This is a genomic window from Pseudomonas sp. 3296 (assembly GCF_031456615.1).
GTDB lineage: Bacteria > Pseudomonadota > Gammaproteobacteria > Pseudomonadales > Pseudomonadaceae > Aquipseudomonas > Aquipseudomonas mucoides.
Genome location: NZ_JAVDUY010000001.1, coordinates 376,366 through 398,738, shown reverse-complemented (window position 1 = coordinate 398,738; position 22,373 = coordinate 376,366). Strand labels below are relative to the sequence as shown.

Below are 22,373 nucleotides of genomic sequence, written 5' to 3'. Positions count from 1 at the left end.
GATCCATTAAGTAGGGGTTGCGTCGCATGTGTGGCATCGTCGGTATCGTCGGTAAGTCGAACGTCAATCAGGCGCTGTATGACGCGCTAACCGTCCTCCAGCACCGCGGCCAGGACGCTGCCGGTATCGTGACCAGCCATGATGGCCGGTTATTCCTGCGCAAGGACAACGGCCTGGTACGTGACGTGTTCCATCAGCGTCACATGCAGCGCCTGGTCGGCCACATGGGCATTGGCCATGTGCGTTACCCGACCGCAGGCAGCTCGACGTCGGCTGAAGCTCAGCCTTTCTACGTCAACTCGCCTTACGGCATCACGTTGGCGCACAACGGTAACCTGACCAACGTTGAACAACTGGCCAAGGAGATTTACGAATCTGACCTGCGCCACGTCAACACCAACTCCGACTCGGAAGTCCTGCTGAACGTGTTCGCTCACGAGCTGGCCCAGCGCGGCAAGTTGCAGCCAACCGAAGAAGACGTGTTCGCCGCAGTGACTGACGTGCACAACCGTTGCGTTGGTGGCTACGCGGTCGTGGCGATGGTGACCGGTTACGGCATCGTCGGTTTCCGTGACCCGCACGGCATCCGCCCGATCGTCTTCGGTCAGCGCCACACCGACGAAGGCGTCGAGTACATGATCGCCTCCGAAAGCGTCTCTCTGGACGTGCTCGGTTTCACCCTGATTCGCGACCTGGCACCGGGTGAAGCGGTCTACATCACTGAAGACGGCAAGCTGCACACCCGTCAGTGCGCGACCAACCCGTCCCTGACCCCGTGCATCTTCGAACACGTGTACCTGGCGCGTCCGGACTCGATCATCGACGGCGTTTCGGTCTATAAGGCACGCCTGCGCATGGGTGAGAAACTCGCCGAGAAAATCCTGCGCGAACGTCCTGAACACGACATCGACGTGGTCATCCCGATCCCGGACACCAGCCGCACCGCAGCTCTGGAACTGGCGAACCACTTGGGCGTCAAGTTCCGCGAAGGCTTCGTGAAGAACCGCTACATCGGCCGGACCTTCATCATGCCGGGCCAGGCTGCACGGAAAAAATCCGTACGCCAGAAACTCAACGCGATCGAGCTGGAATTCCGCGGCAAGAACGTAATGCTGGTGGACGACTCGATCGTTCGCGGCACGACGTGCAAGCAGATCATCCAGATGGCTCGCGAAGCTGGCGCCAAAAACGTCTACTTCTGCTCTGCCGCACCGGCCGTTCGTTACCCGAACGTCTACGGCATCGACATGCCGAGCGCTCACGAGCTGATCGCCCACAACCGTTCGACCCAGGACGTTGCGGACCTGATCGGTGCTGACTGGTTGATCTATCAGGACTTGCCTGACTTGATCGAAGCGGTCGGTGGCGGCAAGATCAAGATCGAGAAGTTTGATTGCGCGGTGTTCGATGGCCAATACGTCACCGGCGACGTCGACGAGGCTTACCTGAACAAGATCGAGCAGGCACGTAACGATGCCTCCAAGGTCAAGACGCAGGCAGTCAGCGCGATCATCGATCTGTACAACAACTGAGTAACTACCGGCCCTGAGGGGCCGGTTTTGTATCTACCAAGCGAGCAAGGCAAGGAGTGACAGCATGAGTCAGGATTGGGATGCCGGTCGGCTGGACAGCGACCTCGATGGCGTAGCGTTCGATACCCTGGCCGTACGCGCCGGTCAGCACCGCACGCCGGAAGGCGAACACGGTGATCCGATGTTCTTCACTTCCAGCTACGTCTTCCGTACCGCTGCCGACGCGGCGGCACGCTTTGCCGGTGAAGTGCCGGGCAACGTTTACTCGCGCTACACCAACCCGACCGTGCGAGCGTTCGAAGAGCGCATCGCCGCGCTGGAAAGCGCCGAGCAAGCCGTGGCCACCGCCACCGGCATGGCCGCGATCATGGCGGTGGTGATGAGTCTGTGCAGCGCCGGTGATCATGTGCTGGTTTCACGCAGTGTGTTCGGTTCGACCATCAGTCTGTTTGAAAAGTACTTCAAGCGCTTCGGTATCGAAGTCGATTACGTGCCTCTGGCGGACTTGTCCGGTTGGGATGCGGCGATCAAGACCAACACCAAATTGCTGTTTGTCGAGTCGCCATCCAATCCGTTGGCCGAGCTGGTGGATATCGCCGCGCTGGCGGAAATCGCTCACGCCAAGGGCGCGATGCTGGTGGTCGACAACTGCTTCTGCACGCCAGCGTTGCAGCAACCGTTGAAGATGGGCGCGGACATTGTCGTGCACTCGGCGACCAAATTCATCGACGGCCAGGGCCGTTGCATGGGGGGTGTCGTCGCTGGTCGCAGCGAGCAGATGAAAGAAGTCGTCGGTTTCCTGCGCACCGCGGGGCCAACCCTGAGCCCGTTCAATGCCTGGATCTTCCTCAAGGGCCTCGAAACCCTGAACCTGCGGATGAAGGCGCATTGCGCCAATGCCCAGGAACTGGCCGAGTGGCTGGAGCAGCAGGACGGCATCGAGAAAGTCCATTACGCCGGCCTGAAAAGCCACCCGCAGCACGAACTCGCCCAGCGCCAGCAGAAAGGTTTTGGCGCGGTGGTCAGCTTTGAGGTCAAGGGCGGCAAAGAGGGTGCCTGGCGCTTTATCGATGCGACCCGTCTGATTTCGATCACGGCTAACCTCGGTGATACCAAAACCACCATTACTCACCCGAGCACCACCTCCCACGGCCGTCTGGCGCCGCAAGAGCGTGAAGCCGCGGGCATTCGTGACAGCCTGATCCGCATTGCGGTCGGCCTGGAAGACGTGACTGACCTGCAAGCCGACCTGGCGCGCGGGTTGGCGGCCTTGTGATCGAGTTGTCCACGCCGACCTCCGGGGCCAATGGACGTGTGGCGCTGGTCACTGGTGCGGCGCGCGGCATCGGTCTGGGGATCTCGGCCTGGCTGATCAGCGAAGGCTGGCAGGTGGTGCTGAGCGACCTGGATCGGGTGCGCGGTTCGAAAGTGGCGAAAGTGCTGGGCGACAATGCCTGGTTTATCGCCATGGATGTTTCGAACGAAGGGCAGGTGGCGCTCGGGGTTGCCGAGGTGCTGGGGCAGTTCGGGCGCTTGGATGCACTGGTATGCAACGCCGCGGTGGCCGATCCGCACAATATCACCCTTGAAAGCCTCGATCTGGCTTACTGGAATCGTGTGTTGGCGGTAAACCTCAGCGGGCCGATGCTGTTGGCCAAGCACTGTGCGCCGTATCTGCGCGCGCACAGCGGCGCGATCGTCAATCTGGCCTCGACCCGCGCCGGGCAGTCGGAACCCGACACAGAGGCTTACGCGGCCAGCAAAGGCGGACTGTTGGCGCTGACTCACGCGTTGGCCATCAGCCTTGGGCCGGAAATCCGTGTGAATGCGGTCAGTCCGGGTTGGATCGACACCCGGGATCCTTCTGTGCGGCGTGCCGAGCCACTGACCGATGCCGATCATGCCCAGCATCCGGCAGGCAGGGTAGGGGCGGTCGAAGACGTGGCGGCGATGGTGGCCTGGTTGCTGTCGAAGAATGCCGGGTTCGTCACGGGCCAGGAATTTGTGGTTGACGGTGGCATGACCAAGAAGATGATTTACAGCGAATAGTGCTGAGGCATTGGCAGAACTGCGGTCCACCGTAGGAGCGAGCCTGCTCGCGAAAGCGGTCTGGCGGTTTGCGAACCAGATGCGGAATGACACGGTTTTGTCTTTTTCAGAAAAACTTCAATCCTGCTATTGACTTAGGATCGGTACCTGCGTAAATTTCGCGGCCTCGGAGATGCAAACGGGTGATTAGCTCAGCTGGGAGAGCGTCTGCCTTACAAGCAGAATGTCGGCGGTTCGATCCCGTCATCACCCACCACTTCCGAGGTACTTGCGAAAGCAAGAGGTAGGCTGAAATGCCTCCACCGACGCGCAGCGGTAGTTCAGTCGGTTAGAATACCGGCCTGTCACGCCGGGGGTCGCGGGTTCGAGTCCCGTCCGCTGCGCCATATTTTCCGAGTCAGATTTATCTGGTTCGAGATTGAAAAGCTTCTGAGTTTTCAATCAGACGAGTTACTTGGATGAAAGTCCAAAGCGATACGCAGCGGTAGTTCAGTCGGTTAGAATACCGGCCTGTCACGCCGGGGGTCGCGGGTTCGAGTCCCGTCCGCTGCGCCATATCTGCTACAAGGCCCACTGAACGCCTTGGAGCTACGAAGAAAGCTGCTGGTTTTGCCAGAGTTACTTCGAGTCGATAGCAAAGACCCTGGTCGTAAGACCGGGGTTTTTTGTGTCTGGAATTTGGCTTTTTCTCCTCTTGCGGTCTCCCTTGCCGGGCCATCCTGCCCGCCTTCTTCTATGCTGCCTCAAAGGTTGTCGCGACGACGCCGTCCGGCCGGGCTGACCTTGGCGTTGCATTCGCTTGCCTGTTCAATTCTGTGCATTGAAAACGCAGTATTTTGATTCACTGGTCAGTTTTTTTGTGTGGGGCTGTTTGCCGCAGGCGCATAAGCCTATAAACTTAACCTTTCGGTCAGCTTTGCACTGTCATTTCAGCCCTTCGTTTCGTCAAAAAGGGCTTCTGCACGACTCGAGATTTCCAGAACATAACCAGAAGGGCGGGTCTATAACCGCCCAGAGGATGATCCATGTCCAACCGTGAAATATCCCGGCGCTCGTTCCTTCAGGGCGGGCTGGTGGCAGGTGTGAGCGTGACGCTCACGCCGCTCAGCAGTCAGGCGCTCGCCGCCTTGATGGAAAACAGCGTGACCGTGCCGTCCGAGCAATGGCTCGGCAACAACGGCAGGGCGCGCACGCGTAACGATGCCTTGTCGAAGGTCTGTGGCAGCAAAGTCTTTGCCCGCGATATTCGTGCCAAGGACATGCCAGGCTGGCCGCAGCAGCAAGGCCACGCCATGTTGCTGAAAACCGTCAAGGCCGACCGCATCTACGCGGGCATGGACCTGTCGTGGCTCGGCGCCGAGTTGCAGCCTGACCGCATCGTCACCGCCGCTGACCTGGAGAAAGACGGCATCGTCTTTCCGGAAGAGCACGCGCCGGATCCGCTGTTGCCGGAAGGCAAGGTGCCGATGTTCATCGGTCACCCGGTGGCCATCCTGATCTGGAACGACTTCGAGCGTTTCCGCCAGGCCAAGGCCAAGCTCAAATTCAATGACAAAGCGATTCGTTACGGCGCCCAAGTGCCGTTCTACGAAGGCGATCCCTACGGCAGCTTCCGCTATGTGCGTGTAGGCGGGGCGACCTCGGCAGACGAAGACGAATTTGCCAGCCTCAAGGATTCGATCCTGTTCCCGATGCTGAAAAACCGTCGCCCGGTGTGGAATTCCCAGCCGAACCTGCACGGTAACCTGACCGAACGCGGATTGTTCTACGCCGATCGAATGAAGCAGCAAATCGACACGCCGCCGGATAACTGGCTGGTGTTCGACGAGCGCTACAAAACCCCGTCGATCGAACCTGCCGCGATGGAGCCGGACAACGGCAACGGCTGGTACGATCCGGCGACCAAGACTCTGCATTTCGTGGTGGCGACCCAGTGCCCACTGGAAGCGGCCACCGAGACTGCGAAGATGATCGCGCCGTCGCGCTTCGGCCTGGCGAACCTGAACATGCACCCGGGTTACACCGTGGGTTACGGTTCCAAAGACCACAACATTTTCGTCTACTACGCCGCCCTCGCGGCGCTGTATGGCGCCGGTGTGCCCGTGCGTCTGGCCAACGACCGCTATGAGCAATTCCAGAGCGGCATCAAGCGTCACCCGTTCGACATCCGCTATCAATTGGCCGTGGACAAAACCGATCACAGCTTCAAGATTTTCCGCGCAGAAATGAGCGTCGACGGCGGTGGCCGGGTCAACTACAGCCCCTCCGTGGCCGCCGTTGGCGCCACGGCAGCGCAGTCGATCTACTACATGCCGCAGAACGATTTGCAGGTCACGGCCTACCATTCCCGCGCCGTTGAAGCCGGCTCGATGCGTGGTTACGGCACGCTGCAAAGCATGGCGTCCACCGAGATGATGGTCGACGAAATTGCCGGTCGCCTCGGCATCGACGCCATCGACCTGCGCAAGAAAAATGCCATGGTCTCGGGCATGAAAAATACCCAGGGCGCGGTGCCGGCGGGTGCGTTGCGCTTGCACGAGATTCTCGACAAGGCCGCCGTTCACGACGTCTGGAAAAACCGCGACGCAATCAAAAAGCAGCGCGAAGCGCAGGATCCGGACAACTGGTATGGCGTCGGTTTCGCCATCTGCCAAAAAGACTTCGGCACGGGCTCTGAAGCGCCGATGGCGAGCATCGAGTTCACCGCTCAGGGGCACATCACCCTGCGCCACATCGGTATCGAAATCGGCACCGGTATGTCGACCTCGCAAGCCTTGGTCGTGGCCGATTTCCTTGGCATCGCGGCGACGGAAGTGAAGACCGGCGAGACCGAGTGGAAAGAGTTGCAGCTGATCAGCGGCGGCAACCCTTACATCATGAGTCAGGCCGAACAGGACAGCTTGCTGCGCAATCCGCGCTGGGTCGGCAAGATCGCCTCGGCGTCGTCGGCCACCAACTCCGCCTACTACTTCAGCCACGCCACCCGTGAAGCGGCGCGCGTGCTGTTCAACCACGGCTTGTGGCCGGCGGCGTTGCAGATCTGGAGCCAGGGCCCTTACGGCGGTTCGGCAAACCCTTACGTGGTGCGTCGCGAAGATGCGCATTGGGTCGACGGCAAACTCACCGCCAACGGCATGCAGCCGCTGAGCTTTGAGCAGTTGGCCAAGCACGCTCACGAGAAGGGTCTGGTCACCGGCGCGACCGTGCACGGTTTCAACCGCTGGAGCTGGGCCGAGGCCGAGTTCAGCATCGACGGCGTGCGTGAACGTCTGCCGCTCGACGGCCTGGCGGTCAAGTACGGCGACGGTGCGCCGAGCGTGAAAAAAGCGCAAATGAACAGCGCCGGTTTCCACTTGCTGGATCGCCAGAACGTGCACTACCCGGACACCCAGTTGAACAATGCGGCAGTGACTTACTACAGCCCGGTCGCGACGCTGGTGGAAGTGAAAGTCAACAAGGGTTCGGCCGAAGTGCAAGTGCTCAACCATCACTCGTGGGTCGAGTGCGGTCGAGTGCTGGTGGAAGAACTGGTCAAGGGCCAGATCGAAGGCGGGATTGCCATGGGTATCGGCCATGCGCTGATGGAAGAGATGCCGCTGTACGAAGGCGGGCCGGGGGAGGGTGACTGGAACTTCAACCGTTACCGCTTGCCGATGGCGCGCCACGTGGCGGTCTGGAAGCAGACGGCTGAAATCCTGCCGCCGCTGTCGCCGAGCGATCCTTCGAAGGGCATTGCCGAAGTGGTGATGATCCCGGTGGTCGGCGCCATCGGTAACGCCGTGGCACACGCCATCGGCAAACGGGTTCGCGACCTGCCTATCACTTCTGCACGTATCAAGGAGGCCCTCAATGGCTAACCGTCCGCTTCAACTGACCCTCAACGGTCAATCCGTCGGCCCGGTGGACATCCCTGATGACCTGCCGATGATCGATTACCTGCACGAATACAAAAACCTTACCGGCTCGCGTTTGGGCTGCGGTCAGGGCATCTGCCACGCTTGCGTTGTGATCGTCGACAACCCGGATGGCACCAGCGAAGAAGTACGCACCTGCATCACTGGCGCGCACTATTTCGAAGGCAAGAAAGTACGCACCATCGAAGGCCATGCGAAACGCGACGAGGAAGGCAAAGTCACTGAGCTGAACCCGATCCAGCAGCGCTTCGTCGACGAATTCGCTTTCCAGTGCAGCTACTGTGCACCGGGGTTCGTGAATGCCGCGACCGTGCTGGTGGAGAAGTTGCAGCGTCAGCCGATTGTCAAAAGCCAGCTGGAAAAAGTCATCGAGGACAGCCTCGGTCACCACATCTGCCGCTGCACGGGCTACGTGCGTTATTACAGCGCGACACGTAACGTGCTGACCGATCTCGGCCTGGTCAAGGAGGGTTAAGCATGAAGCAACTACTTTCCCGTCTGGCATTGGCGGTCGGCCTGGCCGCGCCGGTGTTGCTGGCGCACGCGGAAGATCAGGTCAAGCGCGGCGAATACCTCGCCCGCGCCGCTGACTGCATGGCCTGCCACACCGCTCCGGGTGGCGCACCGTACGCGGGCGGTCTGCCGATTGTCTCGCCGTTCGGTACGATCTACGGCACCAACATCACCCCGAGCAAAGAGCACGGCATCGGCCTCTATAACGATGACGAATTCTTCGCCGCGCTGACTGAAGGCAAGCGCCGTGACGGCGCCAACCTGTACCCGGCGATGCCGTACACCTCGTATCACTTGATTCCGCGTGACGACTCGGACGCGATTCACGCCTACCTGAAAACCGTCGAGCCGATCGAGCGTGCAGCGCCAGTCACCAGTCTGAGCTTTCCGTTCAACGTGCGCCTGGGCCTGATGGGCTGGAACATGCTCTACGGCAAGGACGTGAAGCTTTCGTCCACCGAGGGTAAAAGCGACGCCTTCAAGCGCGGCCAGTACATGGTCGACGTGCTTGGCCACTGCGGCGAATGCCACACCCCGCGCGGTTTGCCGGGTGCGATGCAACAGGACAAGCGCCTGACCGGCGGCCTGCTCAATGGCTATCTGGCGCCGAGCCTGTTGGCCAATGACCTGGCGGCTCGCGGCTGGAACCATCAAGACCTGAGCTCGTTCCTCAAGCACGGCATGAGCGCCCAGGGCACGATGTTCAACGAGATGTTCCCGGTGTTCCACAACAGCACCCAAGGCCTCAATGACCCGGATCTCGCGGCGATGGCGACCTTCCTGCTCGGTGATCAACCGCCGGAAGCGAAGGTGCTGACAGATGCGCCCTTGGACAAGCTCACCGCAAGCGCCCAGCGCGGCCGTCAGGAATACCTGAACGTCTGCGCCGGTTGCCACGCGGTGGGTGGCGAAGGCAAGCCGCACATCGCGGTGGCCATGCGCGGCAACACCACGCTGCGCCTGGAAGATCCACGCAACCTGGTGCGGGTGATCGATGACGGTATTGGCGAACAGAAGTTTGCCGGGTTTGAGCATATGCAGCCAATGCCTGGGTTCGCCGAGAAGCTCAGTCACGAGCAACTGACTGATTTGCTGAACTACCTGCGTCAGGGCTGGGGTGGTCAGCCGGATGATCTGGCGGTGAATGACGTGCAGAAGTTGCGGGCTGATGCGCCGCCGCTCGAGCACAAGGCGCACTGATATGCAGCATCTCGATCTGCAAGTCGTGCGCCGGGCGCTGCAATGGTCGTCGGCCGGCCAGCGCGTCTGGCTGTGCACGGTGCTCGCCACCTACGGCTCGGCGCCGCGTGCGCCGGGTTCGCTGCTGGCGGTGAACGCTGGCGGGCAATGGATCGGATCGCTGTCGGGCGGCTGTGTCGAGGAGGATTTTCTCGAGCGAGTCGCCGAAGGGGCGTTTCTGGAGGCGGTCAGCGTTGTTCGTTATGGCGAGGGCGATGATCCGCGCTCTCGGGTGAGCTTGCCCTGTGGCGGTGTGCTCGATGTGCTGGTGGAGAAGCTTGAGCCGGTTTGTGAGGTTCAGGCGCATTTGCGAGAACTGGAGTCGGCGCTGATGGGTCAGCGTCGGCTGATCCGCGAAATCGATCTGGCCAGCGGTGCGCGCAGCCTGTTCGATGATCGCGAACAGGGCGTGCGCATCGAGCGTGAGATCGATCGGGTGCGCGTGCGGATCGGTGCGGCCCAGCGCTTGTTGCTGGCCGGGTATTCCTCGGTCGCTCAGGCGTGCGCAGAATTCGCCGTCGGGTTGGGTTTTGAAGTCATTCTTTGCGATCCGCGCGATGAGGTGCTGGAAGGCGTGGTGCTGGAAAACGTTGAGATTCGTCGTCAGTTGCCCTCGATGTTCATTGCTGACGGCGGCTGCCACAGCGACACGGCGGTGGTGGCGTTGACCCACGATCCTCGCATCGATGACCTGGCGATGATGGAAGCTGTGCGTACCGAAGCGTTTTACATCGGTGTGATGGGATCCATGCAGACATCGCAAAAGCGCTTCGAACGGTTGCGCAGGATTGGTGGTCTGGGGGAGGCCGAGCTGGCGCGGATTCATGCGCCGATCGGTTTGAACCTGGGCAGCAAGACACCAGCTGAAATCGCCCTTGCGGTACTCGCCGATATCCTGCGGATCCGCAGCGGCATCGCACGGGACAAGCTGTAAACACCCTCCTACAAAAAAGGGGCCGCATTCAGCGGCCCCTTTTTTGTATCAGTATCCGAATTTGTCCCGCAGCCCGTAGTACCAGGCGCCCAGCGCCGCAAACGGTGTGCGCAGCAATTGTCCGCCAGGGAACGGGTAGTGCGGCAGGTCAGCAAACGCATCAAAACGCTCCGCTTGACCTCGCAGCGCCTCGGCCAGCACTTTGCCCGCCAGGTGCGTATACGTCACGCCATGGCCGCTGCAGCCTTGGGAATAGTAGATGTTGTCACCGATCCGTCCGACCTGTGGAAGACGCGACAGAGTCAGCAGGAAGTTGCCGGTCCAGGCGTAGTCAATTTTCACGTCCTTGAGTTGCGGGAACGCCTTGAGCATCTTCGGCCGAATGATCGCCTCAATGTTCGCCGGATCCCGCGCGCCATACACCACGCCGCCGCCGAAGATCAGTCGCTTGTCACTCGTCAGGCGGTAATAGTCGAGCAGGTAATTGCAGTCCTCGACGCAGTAATCCTGCGGTAGCAGGTTGTTCGCCAATTCCTCGCCCAGCGGTTCGGTGGTAATCACCTGAGTCCCGCAAGGCATCGATTTGGCTGCCAGCTCCGGCACCAGGTTGCCGAGGTAAGCATTGCCCGCCACGATGATGAACTTGGCCCTGACCTTGCCCTGTGGCGTATGCACCACCGGATTCGCGCCGCGCTCGATGCGCACCGCTGGCGACTGTTCATAGATAGTGCCGCCCAGCGACTCAACGGCTGCGGCTTCACCCAATGCCAGGTTGAGCGGATGAATGTGCCCACCGCTCATGTCTAGCATGCCCCCGACATACTGATCGCAATTCACCACTTCACGGATACGACGTTGATCCATTAGCTCAAGCTGCGTATGACCGAAACGCTCCCACAGGCGCTTCTGCGATTCCAGATGACCCATCTGCTTGGCCGTGATGGCTGCGAACACGCCACCGTCCTTCAGGTCGCACTGGATATTATATTTGGCGACCCGCTCACGAATGATCCGCCCACCCTCGAACGCCATCTGTCCCAGCAACTGCGCTTGCTTGGGACCAACGCTGCGCTCGATCACATCGATATCGCGGCTATAGCTGTTGACGATCTGGCCGCCGTTACGACCCGACGCGCCAAAACCAACCTTGGCCGCCTCCAGAACCGTTACCTTGAAACCGTTCTCCAGCAGAAACAGGGCAGAGGACAGACCGGTGTAACCGGCACCGATAACGCAGACATCAGTCTCTACTTCACCCTGCAAGGCCGGGCGCGGCGGAACCGCATTGGCCGATGCGGCGTAATAGGATTCTGGGTAGGGAGTGTTCGCCATCCTGCTGCCTCTGTTTAATATATTTTACGAGTGCCTTGATCCTACCCGAGTTAAAAATCGACCGCCAGCCACCGGAAAATCTTCTTCATCGCCGCAAAATTAAATATTTTGCATATTCATAGGGTTAGCTCGAAAAAAGGTGTTGACACCCCTCCGGAATTCCGTAGAATGCCGCCTCACAGCAGGCACGTAGCTCAGTTGGTTAGAGCACCACCTTGACATGGTGGGGGTCGTTGGTTCGAGTCCAATCGCGCCTACCAAACAAAATCCGCTCTGCTGGGCGGTCTAGAAGGGCTCACCGAAAGGTGGGCCCTTTTTTGTTGTCTTGGATTTCTTCAGAACGTTCACAAAATATAGGCTCCGTTCACACTGGGCAATGTGAACGACTAAATTAGCCGCTTCTGATGCGCAATCCTTCCTCTATATCCACGTCTTCTCCACCACCTGTCTTCTCCCGCTTGAGCGACCGTTTTTCAAACTGTACTGTATGCGTGTACAGTATATGGCGCTACCCAAATGAAAGACGACCTAATCGATGAAGCAGGGTTTGAGCTTGGCTTGCCCTCACATGAAGAGCTGTTACAGCATCAATGCGACTTGTTGTGCTCGGAGCTTGAGCTGACTCGCCGGAATCTTCGGAGCGCACACAAGGAGTTATCCGGGCTGATATCGATGTACCGTCAGACGTGTAGGGAGCTAGGCACGCTCAAGGTTGAGCATGAGCGGTTACGTTGGACGCTGAGCGATTTATACCGGCGGGAGGGTGACAAGGAGGCGGGGAAAATGGTGTACCAGTACGGCGATCACGCACCCTCTGAAAAAAAACTTTAAACGTACCGGGCCAGTCGGCACGGGGCTTGCAGGTCGGTTCCGTTTTTTAGATGCATTTACGCACTGGTTTATCCACAGGTAGTACGTTGCAATCGTCACGCAAAACGCAATATGCTGGGCGTAAGCGGAGCAAAACCCCTACATATAGGGTTTTACCGTTAGCTGCTGACCTCGAATGAGGTACTTAGAAAAGTCTGCGAATGGTTGTGATTTAAGTTGTCGAGACCGACCACAACCACCCGCACCAACCAAAGCTAAACAGTAGTGACTACGTTAGCCCTAGGGGGTCTAGCATTGAGCCAAACATTGACGGGATCGTCAACAGCTCTCTGCTGGTCGGTACTCCATACGGGCTGACACAAACCTAAAATTGGGAGTATCACCGTATGAGCATCAATAGTAAGAAGACGTCATCCAAGGTGGCCAAATTGGCCTCCGAAACCCTCAGCAACTCAAACTCATCCGCGATTGCAAAACGCCTCGCCGCTTCGACATTAGCTCAAACCCACTCCACAAAGCAGACAAGTGCTGAAATGGAAACGGTTGCGGGCAAGGTTCTCCAGAGCGACAAATACAGTGAGGAAACGAAAGCCCTTGCTGCGTCTGTTGTCTCCCAATCCAACCAAGCGCGGGGTGAGTAATCATGACTATTTATGTAACCGTAACGGTTGACTTGAATGGCAGCGTGAGCCAAACCGCGAGAGCTAAGTTTAACGAGTATCTCAGGGGGCAAAACTACGCAAAGCACAAGCTCACGACCTTGTGGACCGCGTGGTTCCTTCCAGGTAACACGATAGACAGTGCGGTCAGTTTTACGAGAGCAACGGTGGCGGCTGCGGCGCGTGCTGCGGGCATCTCGAATTATGAGGCGTTGGTAATGCCGGGAGAGCAGCAGCCAACAGAGTGGAGGCAGTGATAGCCTTGAAAGTCTTGGTGTGATGCATAGCCCCGCTTCGGCGGGGCTTTTCACGTCTACCTATCTGGTTTTTAGCTACTGGTGATTTTGACGCAGCTTCTCTATGGCTGTGGTTATCGCGTCTGCATTCAAATCTAACGTTCCCAATGCGGTGGTGATGTTGTCGTGCGTATCGACAGAGCCGCGTGCCTCGATCCACAGCGCCACTTCCTCAAGTCCCGCAGCGATTGCATGTTGGTTCAGTAGGAGCAGTTCCAGTGCATCAGCCATCGTTTCGTTGTTATTAGTCATTGGTTCGTCCATGGTTGTGTGGGGCTCATAAACATCTGTAAGAAACCGTGTGGCATTCAACACCCTTCTCACCATCTTCCATTAGGAAATGCACGATGGCATTGCTCCCGGTTGAATTCTATTGCCGAATTAACCGTATTCCGCTCTTTGCCCAATCGGATTGGAATGTATTTTCTGGATGGATTTTTGCGGATTCCCCGTCCCACTCTACGCACCGATAGTCCATGGCGTTCAGCATCCTTCCTTGCGGTGTTGGCTGTTGCTTCATCGTAGTGAATCCCGCCACAGCTTGGCGCTGGATTGCCTCATAAGTACAAGACTCCACCGACTCATAAACCTTCTGGTCAATCATGGGCGTCATACAGCCGGTGCTATCGGTCTGGCCGGGGACGAAGGTGTTGGTACACATCCAAAGGTACAGAATGACTTTCAACTGTTTTGCTCCATGCAGTTCGATTCGCTTTGTATTCGATACGGTGGCATTGCGCTACTAATTCGTCTACTGCGATTTCCCAAATCCGTATTTTTTGGAATAGCACTTCTGATTCGATTTCCCAAATTCCCGCCAAAAATAATGGCCCCGAGTTTGGAAGGCACCCCCCTCCATTCTGAAAACGGTCGTCGTGTCCCAGGTGCTTAGCAAGAAGTGATGGGCTCAAATAGAAAGCTGCGGAATTCGTAAATAACCCTAGGCCGCTGGAAGCTCTCACAGCCTAGAACGAGACGTTGAATGCGAGCATCAGGCGACGTACTGCCGTAGGTGTGAACTCGCTACCACGAGGGGTACGCAAGCCTTTGGTGTTGAGGCAATCGGCTACTGACTGAAGCGTATTCACTTTGTTGTAAAGGCAGGCGAGCAGGTGTGGTTGTAGGGTCGCTTGATGCGCGTTGACGTTCTTCATTCGCTGCTCATTGGCAACTGTAATGTCAGCAACAGCACGGCCTTTGGCTAGTGCATCAGAACGATTCTTCACCTTCTGTACTGCGACAGCATCACCAGCATCAGCACGACTCTGAAGGGCTGCCAGAGCTTCCTTGGTACGGTTGGCAATGAACTCTCGTTCCTGCTGCGCCAGTGCTGCGAAGAGGTGGAGTTGGAATTTATCAGCCTGTGGCATCGTCGCCACTTTGAAGTCTATCTGCTCCATGAGTTGTGCAATGTGAAGCACCGAACGAGACAAGCGATCCAGCTTGGCAACTACCAGTTGTGCTTTCTGCTCCTTGCACAGAGCCAGTGCTTTGAATCCTTCAGGACGTTCTTCAATAGCCAGCTTGCCAGATACCACGTCTACGAACTCGCCAACGATCTCCCAACCATTCTGTTGAGCAGCACGAGTGATGTAGTCGCGTTGAGCTTCCAAACCAAGACCGCTTTCGCCCTGACCCTTGGTGGAAACTCGAATGTAAGCAACTACTTTCATTTTCTGATCCTTGGCTTACTGGCTGACTGAGGCTCCATTGTCAGACTGAAACCCATATTTGTCAATTGAGAGAACGAGCATTCCTGCAAATGATAAATGCTGATTCGATACCATTCGTCGTATTCGTTGAAAGGTGGTTGCACGGATCGACGGTATCTGAATGCAATCAGGTGGGAATTCAATATTGTACTGTTTTTGCACAAAGCTATTTTTTGATGCGGGTGGAAGGATCAGGCCAAGCACAAAGACAATAAAAGCCAATAAATACGGGGGTTCGCTACTCTGGTGGCGCGTACGTTCAGTGTGGAAACTGTCTTGGAGAAAGGGTTTGTCTTGGATGGGATCAGGTTGTTAGACGGTTATTAGCACACGAGCAGGATATATCTGGTATGCGACAGCATACGACATGAAGCCATTTAGAGAAGTATTACCATATTTATTTATTAGTAATTAATTAAGAAATTATTTAATACTATGAAAGAAGAAATACTCTCAAGGCTCTCGCCTTATTCGTGCTAATCGTTGAGCGTGAGCTCAAGATTTAATCATCGCTGTCAAGCTAGCTTGACGGAGGTAGTCCTTATTTATTTTGTTAATAATTTATAAAGAAATTATGTGATACTATTTCAGTGTGCTAAGCCTTAAAGCTGTCGCTTTGTCTCTTTATTTATATTTCATTCTTAATTATATCATTCTTATTAGTAGCTCAATTTGACCTACCGGCATAGCTCAATTTGAGCTGTCTGGGGGGTTCAATTTGAGCTGCCGCATCAAGCAACTTGATACTTCCATTCCCAGACTGGTGTGTCATCGTCATCAGAATCGGCGGCGCTATAAGCCAGTGTTGGCTTGGGATGTAGTTGCACAGTCGGGCTCGCAGGTGTCGCCCTGCGCTTTCCAGCGGCAGGCAGCACAAGGTCTTGGACGACAATGTAACTATTCGAGAATGTGCATCCCCCAACCTTTTTCTTCGAGGTCTTGAGGTAGCCGTGCTCGGCTAGTTGGGCCAAGAACCGCTTCACCGTACTGACGTTGCTATCTGTAGCTGTGGCGATGGCTTCTTGGTTGTCGAACCACTCGTTGCCCAAGCTGGTGAAGAAATAGTATCGATCCTTAATGTGAAGCCACAGAATCTTGTTCGACGGGGTGAATCGCACTTCTTCGCCTGTGGTCAGGCTGATGTAATGCGTAGCGGCCATGAGGGCCTTGGGGAATTTGATAAATGCTTCTGTCATTGTTCTTCTCCTGTGTCAGTTTTCTGGTAGCCGTCACCTCGCTGGATGGCTGTTGGTCAAATCTCAAGCACGAGAACACCGCGCTCCTAGATCGCCTGTGGGCGTTGGATGCGGTTGAGTGCTTGAAGTGAGGGGTAAAGCCTGCCAGAAAGTTGGGGTTTTGTCAATTGGTTAGTTAGGCGATGATGAATTCAGGGTGGGTATACTGCGGATGTCCTTCTTCAGTAATCAGAAGGGCGGCATCGAATGTAAAGTCTGGAAACTTCTTCAAGAATCGAAGTAGTCGACTATATGCTGGGAGAGTCTTTCCTTCCAGCGTGACCCTAACGCCATAACGTCGTGCAAAGATCAACGGAACTGTCATTAGAAGTTCTTCGTACCAATATCGAGTTTGGTTGCGTTTGTTGTTGGCGTTAGCTGTTGCAGAGATTGCACGAAGGTTGCAAGGGCGGTTGTCTTCACCGTTATGATTGATATGGTCGATATACCAACCATCTCCATTGGTTAGTGGAAGACTTGCGAATGCTTTGGCAACTAGTCGATGAACAAACTGTGGGCCGCGTTTGCCGTCATCACCTGTAAGAGTTACACGGTTGTAATGTTGTTTGGAACAGAAGTTTTGTTTGATGAATTCCATAGTGTAAGCGTCGCGGATACGCCCGCTAGTAGATGCTTGATAGCGCGAGAAGTCAGGGATGATTCTCCATTTTTCATCAGAGGTACATTTGATATGCTCAAGACTAAAGTACACATCCAAATGGTGGAAAGATTCAGTTTCGGTAATTGGGTTGTTGAAGCGTTGCATTGTAATTGGTTCCTTCTAGGACGGTAGAAGGCAATACGGGACGTGCCACGAGCTTTTGTGTGATGTGGGGAAAGTCAGGGAAGTATTGCCGGAGGATAGCCACAGGGAAGTGGCTTTAGTGTGCTATGAATGCACCGAGCGGGGAGAGGGTTGGAACTATTGTTGGAGAGATTGTTACAGGGGCTTGTTGCCTGTAACGTTCTCGTTGTGTCACTCGTGGAATATCAGGGATATGGATATCTTCGGAGTGCTCTGGGAGGGCGTCTATAACGCCCTTGGCGATGTCTAAGCGCATTTGTAGTGGGATAGCGCTGGTATGCTTGCCAAGAGCGTCCAGAAGCCCTTGTAGGAGCCCATACTTGTCGTATGTGTTGTATTCTCTCATTGCCATCTAGAATCTTTACGATATTGTTCAATATGCCTGTCTTTGCGACGTTTGCGTTGACGTGGAACGAATTCCTCTTCTGGTATGTAATCCCAGATATTGATTTCAATTATCATGGGTGGATTGGTTGGGACTTCTTCAGTCTGTGGCTTCTTCTTTAGCGAAAGGATTGGCTTAGGCATTACTTCTTTCCATATTTCGCTTCAAGGATTGCACGTGTGTAGTCGATTGGTTGAGTAACTTCGGCCTCTTTTTGGAGAGCTTTGTTATAAATCTCGGTAAGACTTGTTTTCTCTGCCATTACAAATTTGTAAATGACAAGAATTGTTCGGCTGTGAGCCCTTCAGCAGATTTCAAGATTGCTTCTGTTACTTCTTTAGGGAAGTGGTTTTGCAGTAATTGCTTGCGGATATTCATTTTTGTTTCTCCTGTTGGTTGGATTATTCATTATGTAGTTGCTGGCTTTCTTGTTGGAGTTGGTCGAGTTCTCTTTGCTCTTGCTTGCATTCGCTCATTGTCTTCTTGGCTGTACAAGTTAAGAGAATCAGGTAACGGTTGGATGTGTCTTGGCGTTGAGCGATACCCATGTACTCTTCTCGGAGTTCAAGTGTGCGATGGTCCACATATACCTTTTGTTCAATTATTCGTTGATCTGTGTAGGCTGTGGATTTTTTTAACGTATCGGAGTCGCCATTGAATACCAGCGAGATACTGAAGAGGGAAAGTCCGAAGATTAAAGCGATTAAGAAAAAGATTGTCCCGAGCCAACCCATCCCGATTTTCATATCGGCCATATGGTTGTCTCCTTTGGGGGGAGGGCGCTAGTTAGAGCCCCGTTTATTGTCTAACTTGCGATTGCATGGAGCGAGCTTGGCCAATGATGTTGCCAACAGCCTGATCTACAAGTTGTGGAAGCTTGGCATCCCGCTTATCAAGCTCTTGAGTCATTTTGGTCAAGAGCAATGCACTATCAGCTTCAGTGGCTCCGCCGTGAAATTCAATATTGATCTTAGAGCCTTCGATATTGACGACTGGGGCAATGTTGTTGGTGGTTCGTGCCATTACTCCAACTGGAGGTTGGTTAGCAGGTTCGGCAGCCTTGTTAGCTTCCTGCACTCGACTAAAACCTTCTGCTTGCTTCTGCCAATTCTCCATATTGAGTCCAAGTTGTGGCAAGAATCCGGGCATTACAGCTTGAGGGTATGGCGCCTCTTTCTGGTTCCAGATGTCAGGAGTAAGTGACATGCTTTTAGCTTGCTTCTTGTAACTATCTCGTTGGTCTTCTACGCCAAGCACCCAGTTCCAGAACTCTCCAACAGGACCGCCTTGATGTTGTGAGTTGCCATCAATATTCGAATAGTCGTGCGTTCCAACCATTCCCAAACTTACAGGCATATCCGCTGTTGTCATACTTGCCTGTGTCTTCTCTTGATCTGTCTTCTCTGTACCATCCGCATTCTTGCCAGTCATCATGCGGAGAGTGCCAGTCAGAGCATTCGTCAGTGCAATGTCGAAGTTAGCAAGGGAAGTTTTGAGCGGTTGCATTGCTTCATTCAAGTCTCGTTCAGCTTGAATGCGATCCTTCATTACTTGAGATAGTTCAGCATTGGAGTTGATGTTGTTAGTATTAAGGTAAACTTGGTTATCCGCTCTCTGTTGAGCAGTAGCTACACTGTTGCGGTTACGTTCAAGTGTTGGTGCGTTATCGGCAACAAGGTTTTTGAATGCATCCTCATACCAAGAGTTTTTGATACCCTTGCCGGCTTTCAAATCTTTGTTAAAAGACTTTAGACCTATTTGGAAATCATCAATCTTGTTCTCTTTCATGTACGCTTTAACAACGAATGGAACAATCATGGGCATACGATTATTGATAATGTCTGCGTCTGCCTTAGAGCCAGTACCATCTGAGGCGAGTTGACCAAGCTGTTTATTCAACTCCCTGTTATCGTCTTTCGTTGTGCCAGCTACAGAGAACGCTTGTTGACGCACGTTCCAAGTGTTGGTGATTTCATCCAGTGTCTTACCAGCAGCGGCCATGTTGATCGCAAGAGTTCTGAAGTCTTTGGCTGTGTCAGTGTCAACCGCACCTCCATTCTGGTTCTGGGATTTAATGAAAGAGTCTCTGTAAGACTTGACGATTTCAGGATTCTTGCTGATAGAGCTGAATGTGTTGTTAAAGCCCTGTGCCTCTTGCACGCCTTCCTGTCTCTCCTGAATTCGATTGGAAAGGCCGCTAATGGCAAGAGTCAATCCACCAATTACGCCACCGATTCCACCAAGGGCTAGGAGTCCGCCCATTCCACCAAATCTACTCTGGTTGCTCTGAGCGTTTCTTGCGTTCTGGTTGGCTTGCCACTGTTGTTGACGCGCTTGAGCCCACTGAAATCTCTGATCTTTCTGAGCTTGGTTTGTAGACTTGTTGGCGTTCGTTTGCTTGAGGCTTGCGAGTTGAGCTGTGTGCTTTGTGGCTCGCTGCTGTGCTGTAGCGTTCGCTTGGTTAATTACCTGCTGCACGCGCTGCATCTTGGTCATCGACATCAAATGCTGGTTGTTAGCTTTGAGAGTTGTTGCACGAGTCTTGGCAGCAATGGCGTCTAGTCGTGCTTGCTTGGTCAGAGAGGCTGTTAGAGCGTTCTGTGAGGCGAGTTGTTGCTTGGTTACTCCATTGCTACGCATTTGACTTGCATGGGCCTTGGCAGCGACTACAGCGCCTTCCTGTTGGCTCTTTAGAAGGCCGGATACCAAGTTGGCTTGTTGCTTCGTTCCTGCGTACGTCAACTTCTGTTGGGATAGTTCTGCTGCAAAGGTTGTACGTTTCTGGTTTGCCAAAGCAACTTCAGCTCTGTGCTCACGGCTCAATGCACGGTCAAGTTTACCCTTGGCTTTGTCCAGTGCAGTCGTATCAACTTTCACCTTCAAAGTTTTGTTCATGGCAGCAGCAAGCTTGTTGTATTCCATCCCCAACTTGGCCATGTGTTGTGTGCTTTGTTTCATCAAAGCTTGGAAGCGTTGGAGTGGGGCGCTATCAACTTGGAAGATTAGCTTGCCCGTTAGCCGTGCGATTTCTTCATGAGTGCTCATAGTGGATTACCTTGCTGTACTAGCATGCGTGCTGCTGTCTGATCTGCTGTAGCGCTAACAACACTTCCACCCAGTGTACGAATACCCGCTTGCGATTGGTATTCCAGCATTAGAGCTGCGAGCGTTGTAGTTAGCTTTGTTTTATTGCCGCCAATGTACAGTTGATATGCACCTTCGACGTACTTCAGTTTCACCGCTTCTTGATAGAAGTTATCGATAATACGACGTACAGCGATATTGGCAGAGATAGCAACGCACAGTCCTTCTGTAGTTGCGAACCAGAAGATGTGATACTTTGGACGATTCCCCATTCGTTGCTTTAGGAAGCGTGGGAGAAACTTTGTGAAGTTGCGAAGGTGGACTTTTGGTCCGACCATATAAACTGAATAATGCTTGCCAGTTTCAAACAAGGCTGCCAGATGTCTCCCGCATTGTCTTTTAATTGATAGTGTCATTAATCGTTTCCTTTAGTAGGAGTTTGACTTTTGGTCTTGAGGATTGTGTACATTTCAATTGCTAGGTTAAGCGTAGATTCATCGAGTTTTTTCATAAGCTCGAATGCTCCAAGTTCACCAATAAATTTTTGGTTTGGGTCATCAGAACAAATGGCAAAGATGAAGGCCAGTAATTCGGATTGTTGTTGCTTCAATTGGATTGCTTGCATGGGTAGTGCTCCTTAATAAGTAGGTGGGTTTGTATGGACGAGATATTGAAAGATGTTGGGGGTATTGCCCCCGTAGTTATTACAGCTTTACTTTGCAGTTCGTTTGGTTGCTGGTTTGGTTTGAGACTTCTCAGCAATACGAGCTTCAATCTGTGCAGCACGAACTGCGGCTTTATCAGCTAGTGCGGCGGCTTCTTCTTGTTGAATTTCAGCAAGAGCTTCTGCGTAGATACGAGCTTCTTCAGCTTCGCTCGCTGCTTTGTCGGTAGCAGCACATTCAGCACGATACTTCGCCTCAACTTCATCATGAATCTTAATGATGTCGTCGCACTGGTAAGGTACGCCTTCAATCCTAACTTCTTTGCCGTCTACCATCTTCGGGCTTTCCGGTTTATAGAAGTGGATTCGCTGACCAGCGCCAGTCGCCATTGTTCCAGTTGGATGATATGTGAAGCCCTTCGCTGCGTATTCAATGTAAGTCGGGATAATTTCATATGGTCCAACTACGACCACAGCAACTTCAGCACCGATAACCCAGCCCGGAATGGCTCGTAGAGTCTTTGGGCAAGTAGTTGCATAGGCATCATATCCGTCAGTACGGATTTTGTATGTGTTAGTGGCTTCTGCTTTGAGAGCGTCCAGAGTTGCTTGATTAAAACTTGTCATTTTGTATCTCCTGTGTGAATTTTATTGGGTTTGATTGCATCGACAGCTATCAGCGAAAGGGTTACAAATACGCTGGAAGACATCAAAATTGTTACTAGAAAAGCTTGCATGGGGTTATCTCTTTTGTGTGATAGGGTTATTCTGGTTGTTCTAGCGAATGTTGCTCTTCAGAAGCTCGTTCTCTGTACTCTGCTGCCAGTTGTTCGCTAGACTTTCCAAGGATGAGAGACGGTTTAATGTTGATGTTGATGTTGATATTTATTGTTATGCTTGTTGCGGGAGTCATGGACGATTTCCTTAGTAGTGTTGTGGGATTTGATTTGCTGGATTATCCAGTTGTCTTTTGCGAAGTCTCGCTGCTGCCTTCTGGCAAGCTTCACAGCAATATTGGCTTCTGCAAGTGTGGGCTGTGTAAGAGCGTAAGCAGTAGTTACAGACTTCAGTTTTTGCTGGCATTGTTGGTTTCCTTCTTTTTCTTTCTTGTTAGATTGCGTTGGCAGCGTCTTGAACAAGTCTTGCCTTTCGCGGTTAGTGCAATAAATGGAGCGCCGCAGCACTCACA

The 22,373-nt window shown here is 54.2% G+C and carries 22 protein-coding genes and 4 tRNA genes; 13 read left to right on the top strand and 13 right to left on the bottom strand.

The window, feature by feature from the left end; translation table 11 throughout:
• Window positions 1-26 precede the first annotated feature (26 nt).
• The 10 genes from purF (at window position 27) to J2X66_RS01905 (ending at window position 10,181) form a co-directional block, all read left to right on the top strand.
• Entirely contained in the window at window positions 27-1,532 is a 1,506-nt protein-coding gene (gene purF, locus J2X66_RS01950; RefSeq protein WP_010456022.1) for an amidophosphoribosyltransferase, read from the top strand.
• A 64-nt stretch (window positions 1,533-1,596) separates the two neighbouring features.
• Complete coding sequence (locus tag J2X66_RS01945) at window positions 1,597-2,808, top strand: O-succinylhomoserine sulfhydrylase (RefSeq protein WP_310260189.1); 1,212 nt, start codon at window positions 1,597-1,599, stop codon at window positions 2,806-2,808.
• Window positions 2,805-3,581 carry an SDR family oxidoreductase gene (locus tag J2X66_RS01940; protein ID WP_310260186.1) on the top strand — a complete coding sequence of 259 codons (777 nt, stop codon included), beginning with the start codon at window positions 2,805-2,807 and terminating at the stop codon, window positions 3,579-3,581. Before J2X66_RS01945 ends, J2X66_RS01940 begins: the two co-directional genes overlap by 4 nt.
• A gap of 180 nt (window positions 3,582-3,761) precedes the next feature.
• Window positions 3,762-3,837: transfer RNA gene (locus tag J2X66_RS01935), tRNA-Val, on the top strand.
• A 53-nt stretch (window positions 3,838-3,890) separates the two neighbouring features.
• Window positions 3,891-3,967: transfer RNA gene (locus J2X66_RS01930), tRNA-Asp, on the top strand.
• Window positions 3,968-4,059: 92 nt separating this feature from the next.
• A tRNA-Asp gene (locus tag J2X66_RS01925) sits at window positions 4,060-4,136 on the top strand.
• Window positions 4,137-4,606: 470 nt separating this feature from the next.
• Window positions 4,607-7,438, top strand: a complete 2,832-nt coding sequence (locus J2X66_RS01920; protein ID WP_310260183.1) for a xanthine dehydrogenase family protein molybdopterin-binding subunit — start codon at window positions 4,607-4,609, stop codon at window positions 7,436-7,438.
• A complete protein-coding gene (locus J2X66_RS01915; RefSeq protein WP_046026867.1) occupies window positions 7,431-7,970 on the top strand; it encodes a (2Fe-2S)-binding protein in 540 nt (179 codons plus the stop codon). The genes J2X66_RS01920 and J2X66_RS01915 overlap by 8 nt, the downstream gene beginning before the upstream one ends.
• A 2-nt stretch (window positions 7,971-7,972) precedes the next feature.
• Window positions 7,973-9,208, top strand: coding sequence for a cytochrome c (locus J2X66_RS01910; protein ID WP_310260180.1), 1,236 nt, complete (start codon window positions 7,973-7,975; stop codon window positions 9,206-9,208).
• 1 nt (window position 9,209) lies between these two features.
• Complete coding sequence (locus J2X66_RS01905; protein ID WP_310260177.1) at window positions 9,210-10,181, top strand: XdhC family protein; 972 nt, start codon at window positions 9,210-9,212, stop codon at window positions 10,179-10,181.
• A gap of 48 nt (window positions 10,182-10,229) precedes the next feature.
• On the opposite strand, the gene J2X66_RS01900 is transcribed toward J2X66_RS01905, so the two are convergent.
• A complete protein-coding gene (locus J2X66_RS01900) occupies window positions 10,230-11,513 on the bottom strand; it encodes an FAD-binding oxidoreductase (RefSeq protein ID WP_310260174.1) in 1,284 nt (427 codons plus the stop codon).
• A 183-nt stretch (window positions 11,514-11,696) separates the two neighbouring features.
• Here J2X66_RS01900 and J2X66_RS01895 point away from each other — a divergent pair.
• The 3 genes from J2X66_RS01895 (at window position 11,697) to J2X66_RS01885 (ending at window position 13,260) form a co-directional block, all read left to right on the top strand.
• A tRNA-Val gene (locus J2X66_RS01895) sits at window positions 11,697-11,773 on the top strand.
• A 957-nt stretch (window positions 11,774-12,730) separates the two neighbouring features.
• Window positions 12,731-12,985: a hypothetical protein gene (locus J2X66_RS01890; protein WP_310260171.1), complete on the top strand. Its 255-nt coding sequence runs from the start codon at window positions 12,731-12,733 to the stop codon at window positions 12,983-12,985.
• A gap of 2 nt (window positions 12,986-12,987) precedes the next feature.
• Window positions 12,988-13,260, top strand: a complete 273-nt coding sequence (locus J2X66_RS01885) for a hypothetical protein (RefSeq protein WP_310260168.1) — start codon at window positions 12,988-12,990, stop codon at window positions 13,258-13,260.
• A gap of 75 nt (window positions 13,261-13,335) precedes the next feature.
• Here the strand turns inward: J2X66_RS01885 and J2X66_RS01880 are convergent, their stop codons facing one another.
• The 12 genes from J2X66_RS01880 to J2X66_RS01825 form a co-directional block, all read right to left on the bottom strand.
• On the bottom strand, window positions 13,336-13,551 hold the full coding sequence (locus tag J2X66_RS01880; protein WP_310260165.1) for a hypothetical protein: 216 nt from the start codon (window positions 13,549-13,551) through the stop codon (window positions 13,336-13,338).
• 118 nt (window positions 13,552-13,669) lie between these two features.
• Window positions 13,670-13,984 carry a hypothetical protein gene (locus J2X66_RS01875; protein WP_310260162.1) on the bottom strand — a complete coding sequence of 105 codons (315 nt, stop codon included), beginning with the start codon at window positions 13,982-13,984 and terminating at the stop codon, window positions 13,670-13,672.
• A 280-nt stretch (window positions 13,985-14,264) separates the two neighbouring features.
• Window positions 14,265-14,972 (bottom strand): recombinase family protein, encoded by a 708-nt coding sequence (locus J2X66_RS01870; RefSeq protein ID WP_310260160.1) that lies wholly within the window; start codon window positions 14,970-14,972, stop codon window positions 14,265-14,267.
• A 770-nt stretch (window positions 14,973-15,742) separates the two neighbouring features.
• Window positions 15,743-16,207 (bottom strand): DUF6945 domain-containing protein, encoded by a 465-nt coding sequence (locus J2X66_RS01865; RefSeq protein ID WP_310260157.1) that lies wholly within the window; start codon window positions 16,205-16,207, stop codon window positions 15,743-15,745.
• A gap of 175 nt (window positions 16,208-16,382) precedes the next feature.
• Entirely contained in the window at window positions 16,383-17,012 is a 630-nt protein-coding gene (locus tag J2X66_RS01860) for an HNH endonuclease (protein ID WP_310260154.1), read from the bottom strand.
• 381 nt (window positions 17,013-17,393) lie between these two features.
• Window positions 17,394-17,579, bottom strand: a complete 186-nt coding sequence (locus J2X66_RS01855; protein ID WP_310260152.1) for a hypothetical protein — start codon at window positions 17,577-17,579, stop codon at window positions 17,394-17,396.
• A 258-nt stretch (window positions 17,580-17,837) separates the two neighbouring features.
• On the bottom strand, window positions 17,838-18,191 hold the full coding sequence (locus tag J2X66_RS01850) for a hypothetical protein (protein WP_310260149.1): 354 nt from the start codon (window positions 18,189-18,191) through the stop codon (window positions 17,838-17,840).
• A 43-nt stretch (window positions 18,192-18,234) separates the two neighbouring features.
• On the bottom strand, window positions 18,235-20,481 hold the full coding sequence (locus J2X66_RS01845) for a hypothetical protein (RefSeq protein ID WP_310260145.1): 2,247 nt from the start codon (window positions 20,479-20,481) through the stop codon (window positions 18,235-18,237).
• On the bottom strand, window positions 20,478-20,936 hold the full coding sequence (locus J2X66_RS01840) for a hypothetical protein (RefSeq protein ID WP_310260142.1): 459 nt from the start codon (window positions 20,934-20,936) through the stop codon (window positions 20,478-20,480). Before J2X66_RS01840 ends, J2X66_RS01845 begins: the two co-directional genes overlap by 4 nt.
• Complete coding sequence (locus tag J2X66_RS01835; protein WP_310260139.1) at window positions 20,936-21,145, bottom strand: hypothetical protein; 210 nt, start codon at window positions 21,143-21,145, stop codon at window positions 20,936-20,938. The genes J2X66_RS01840 and J2X66_RS01835 overlap by 1 nt, the downstream gene beginning before the upstream one ends.
• Window positions 21,146-21,232: 87 nt before the next feature.
• Entirely contained in the window at window positions 21,233-21,811 is a 579-nt protein-coding gene (locus tag J2X66_RS01830) for a hypothetical protein (RefSeq protein ID WP_310260137.1), read from the bottom strand.
• 233 nt (window positions 21,812-22,044) lie between these two features.
• Window positions 22,045-22,323 carry a hypothetical protein gene (locus tag J2X66_RS01825; RefSeq protein WP_310260135.1) on the bottom strand — a complete coding sequence of 93 codons (279 nt, stop codon included), beginning with the start codon at window positions 22,321-22,323 and terminating at the stop codon, window positions 22,045-22,047.
• Window positions 22,324-22,373 lie beyond the last annotated feature (50 nt).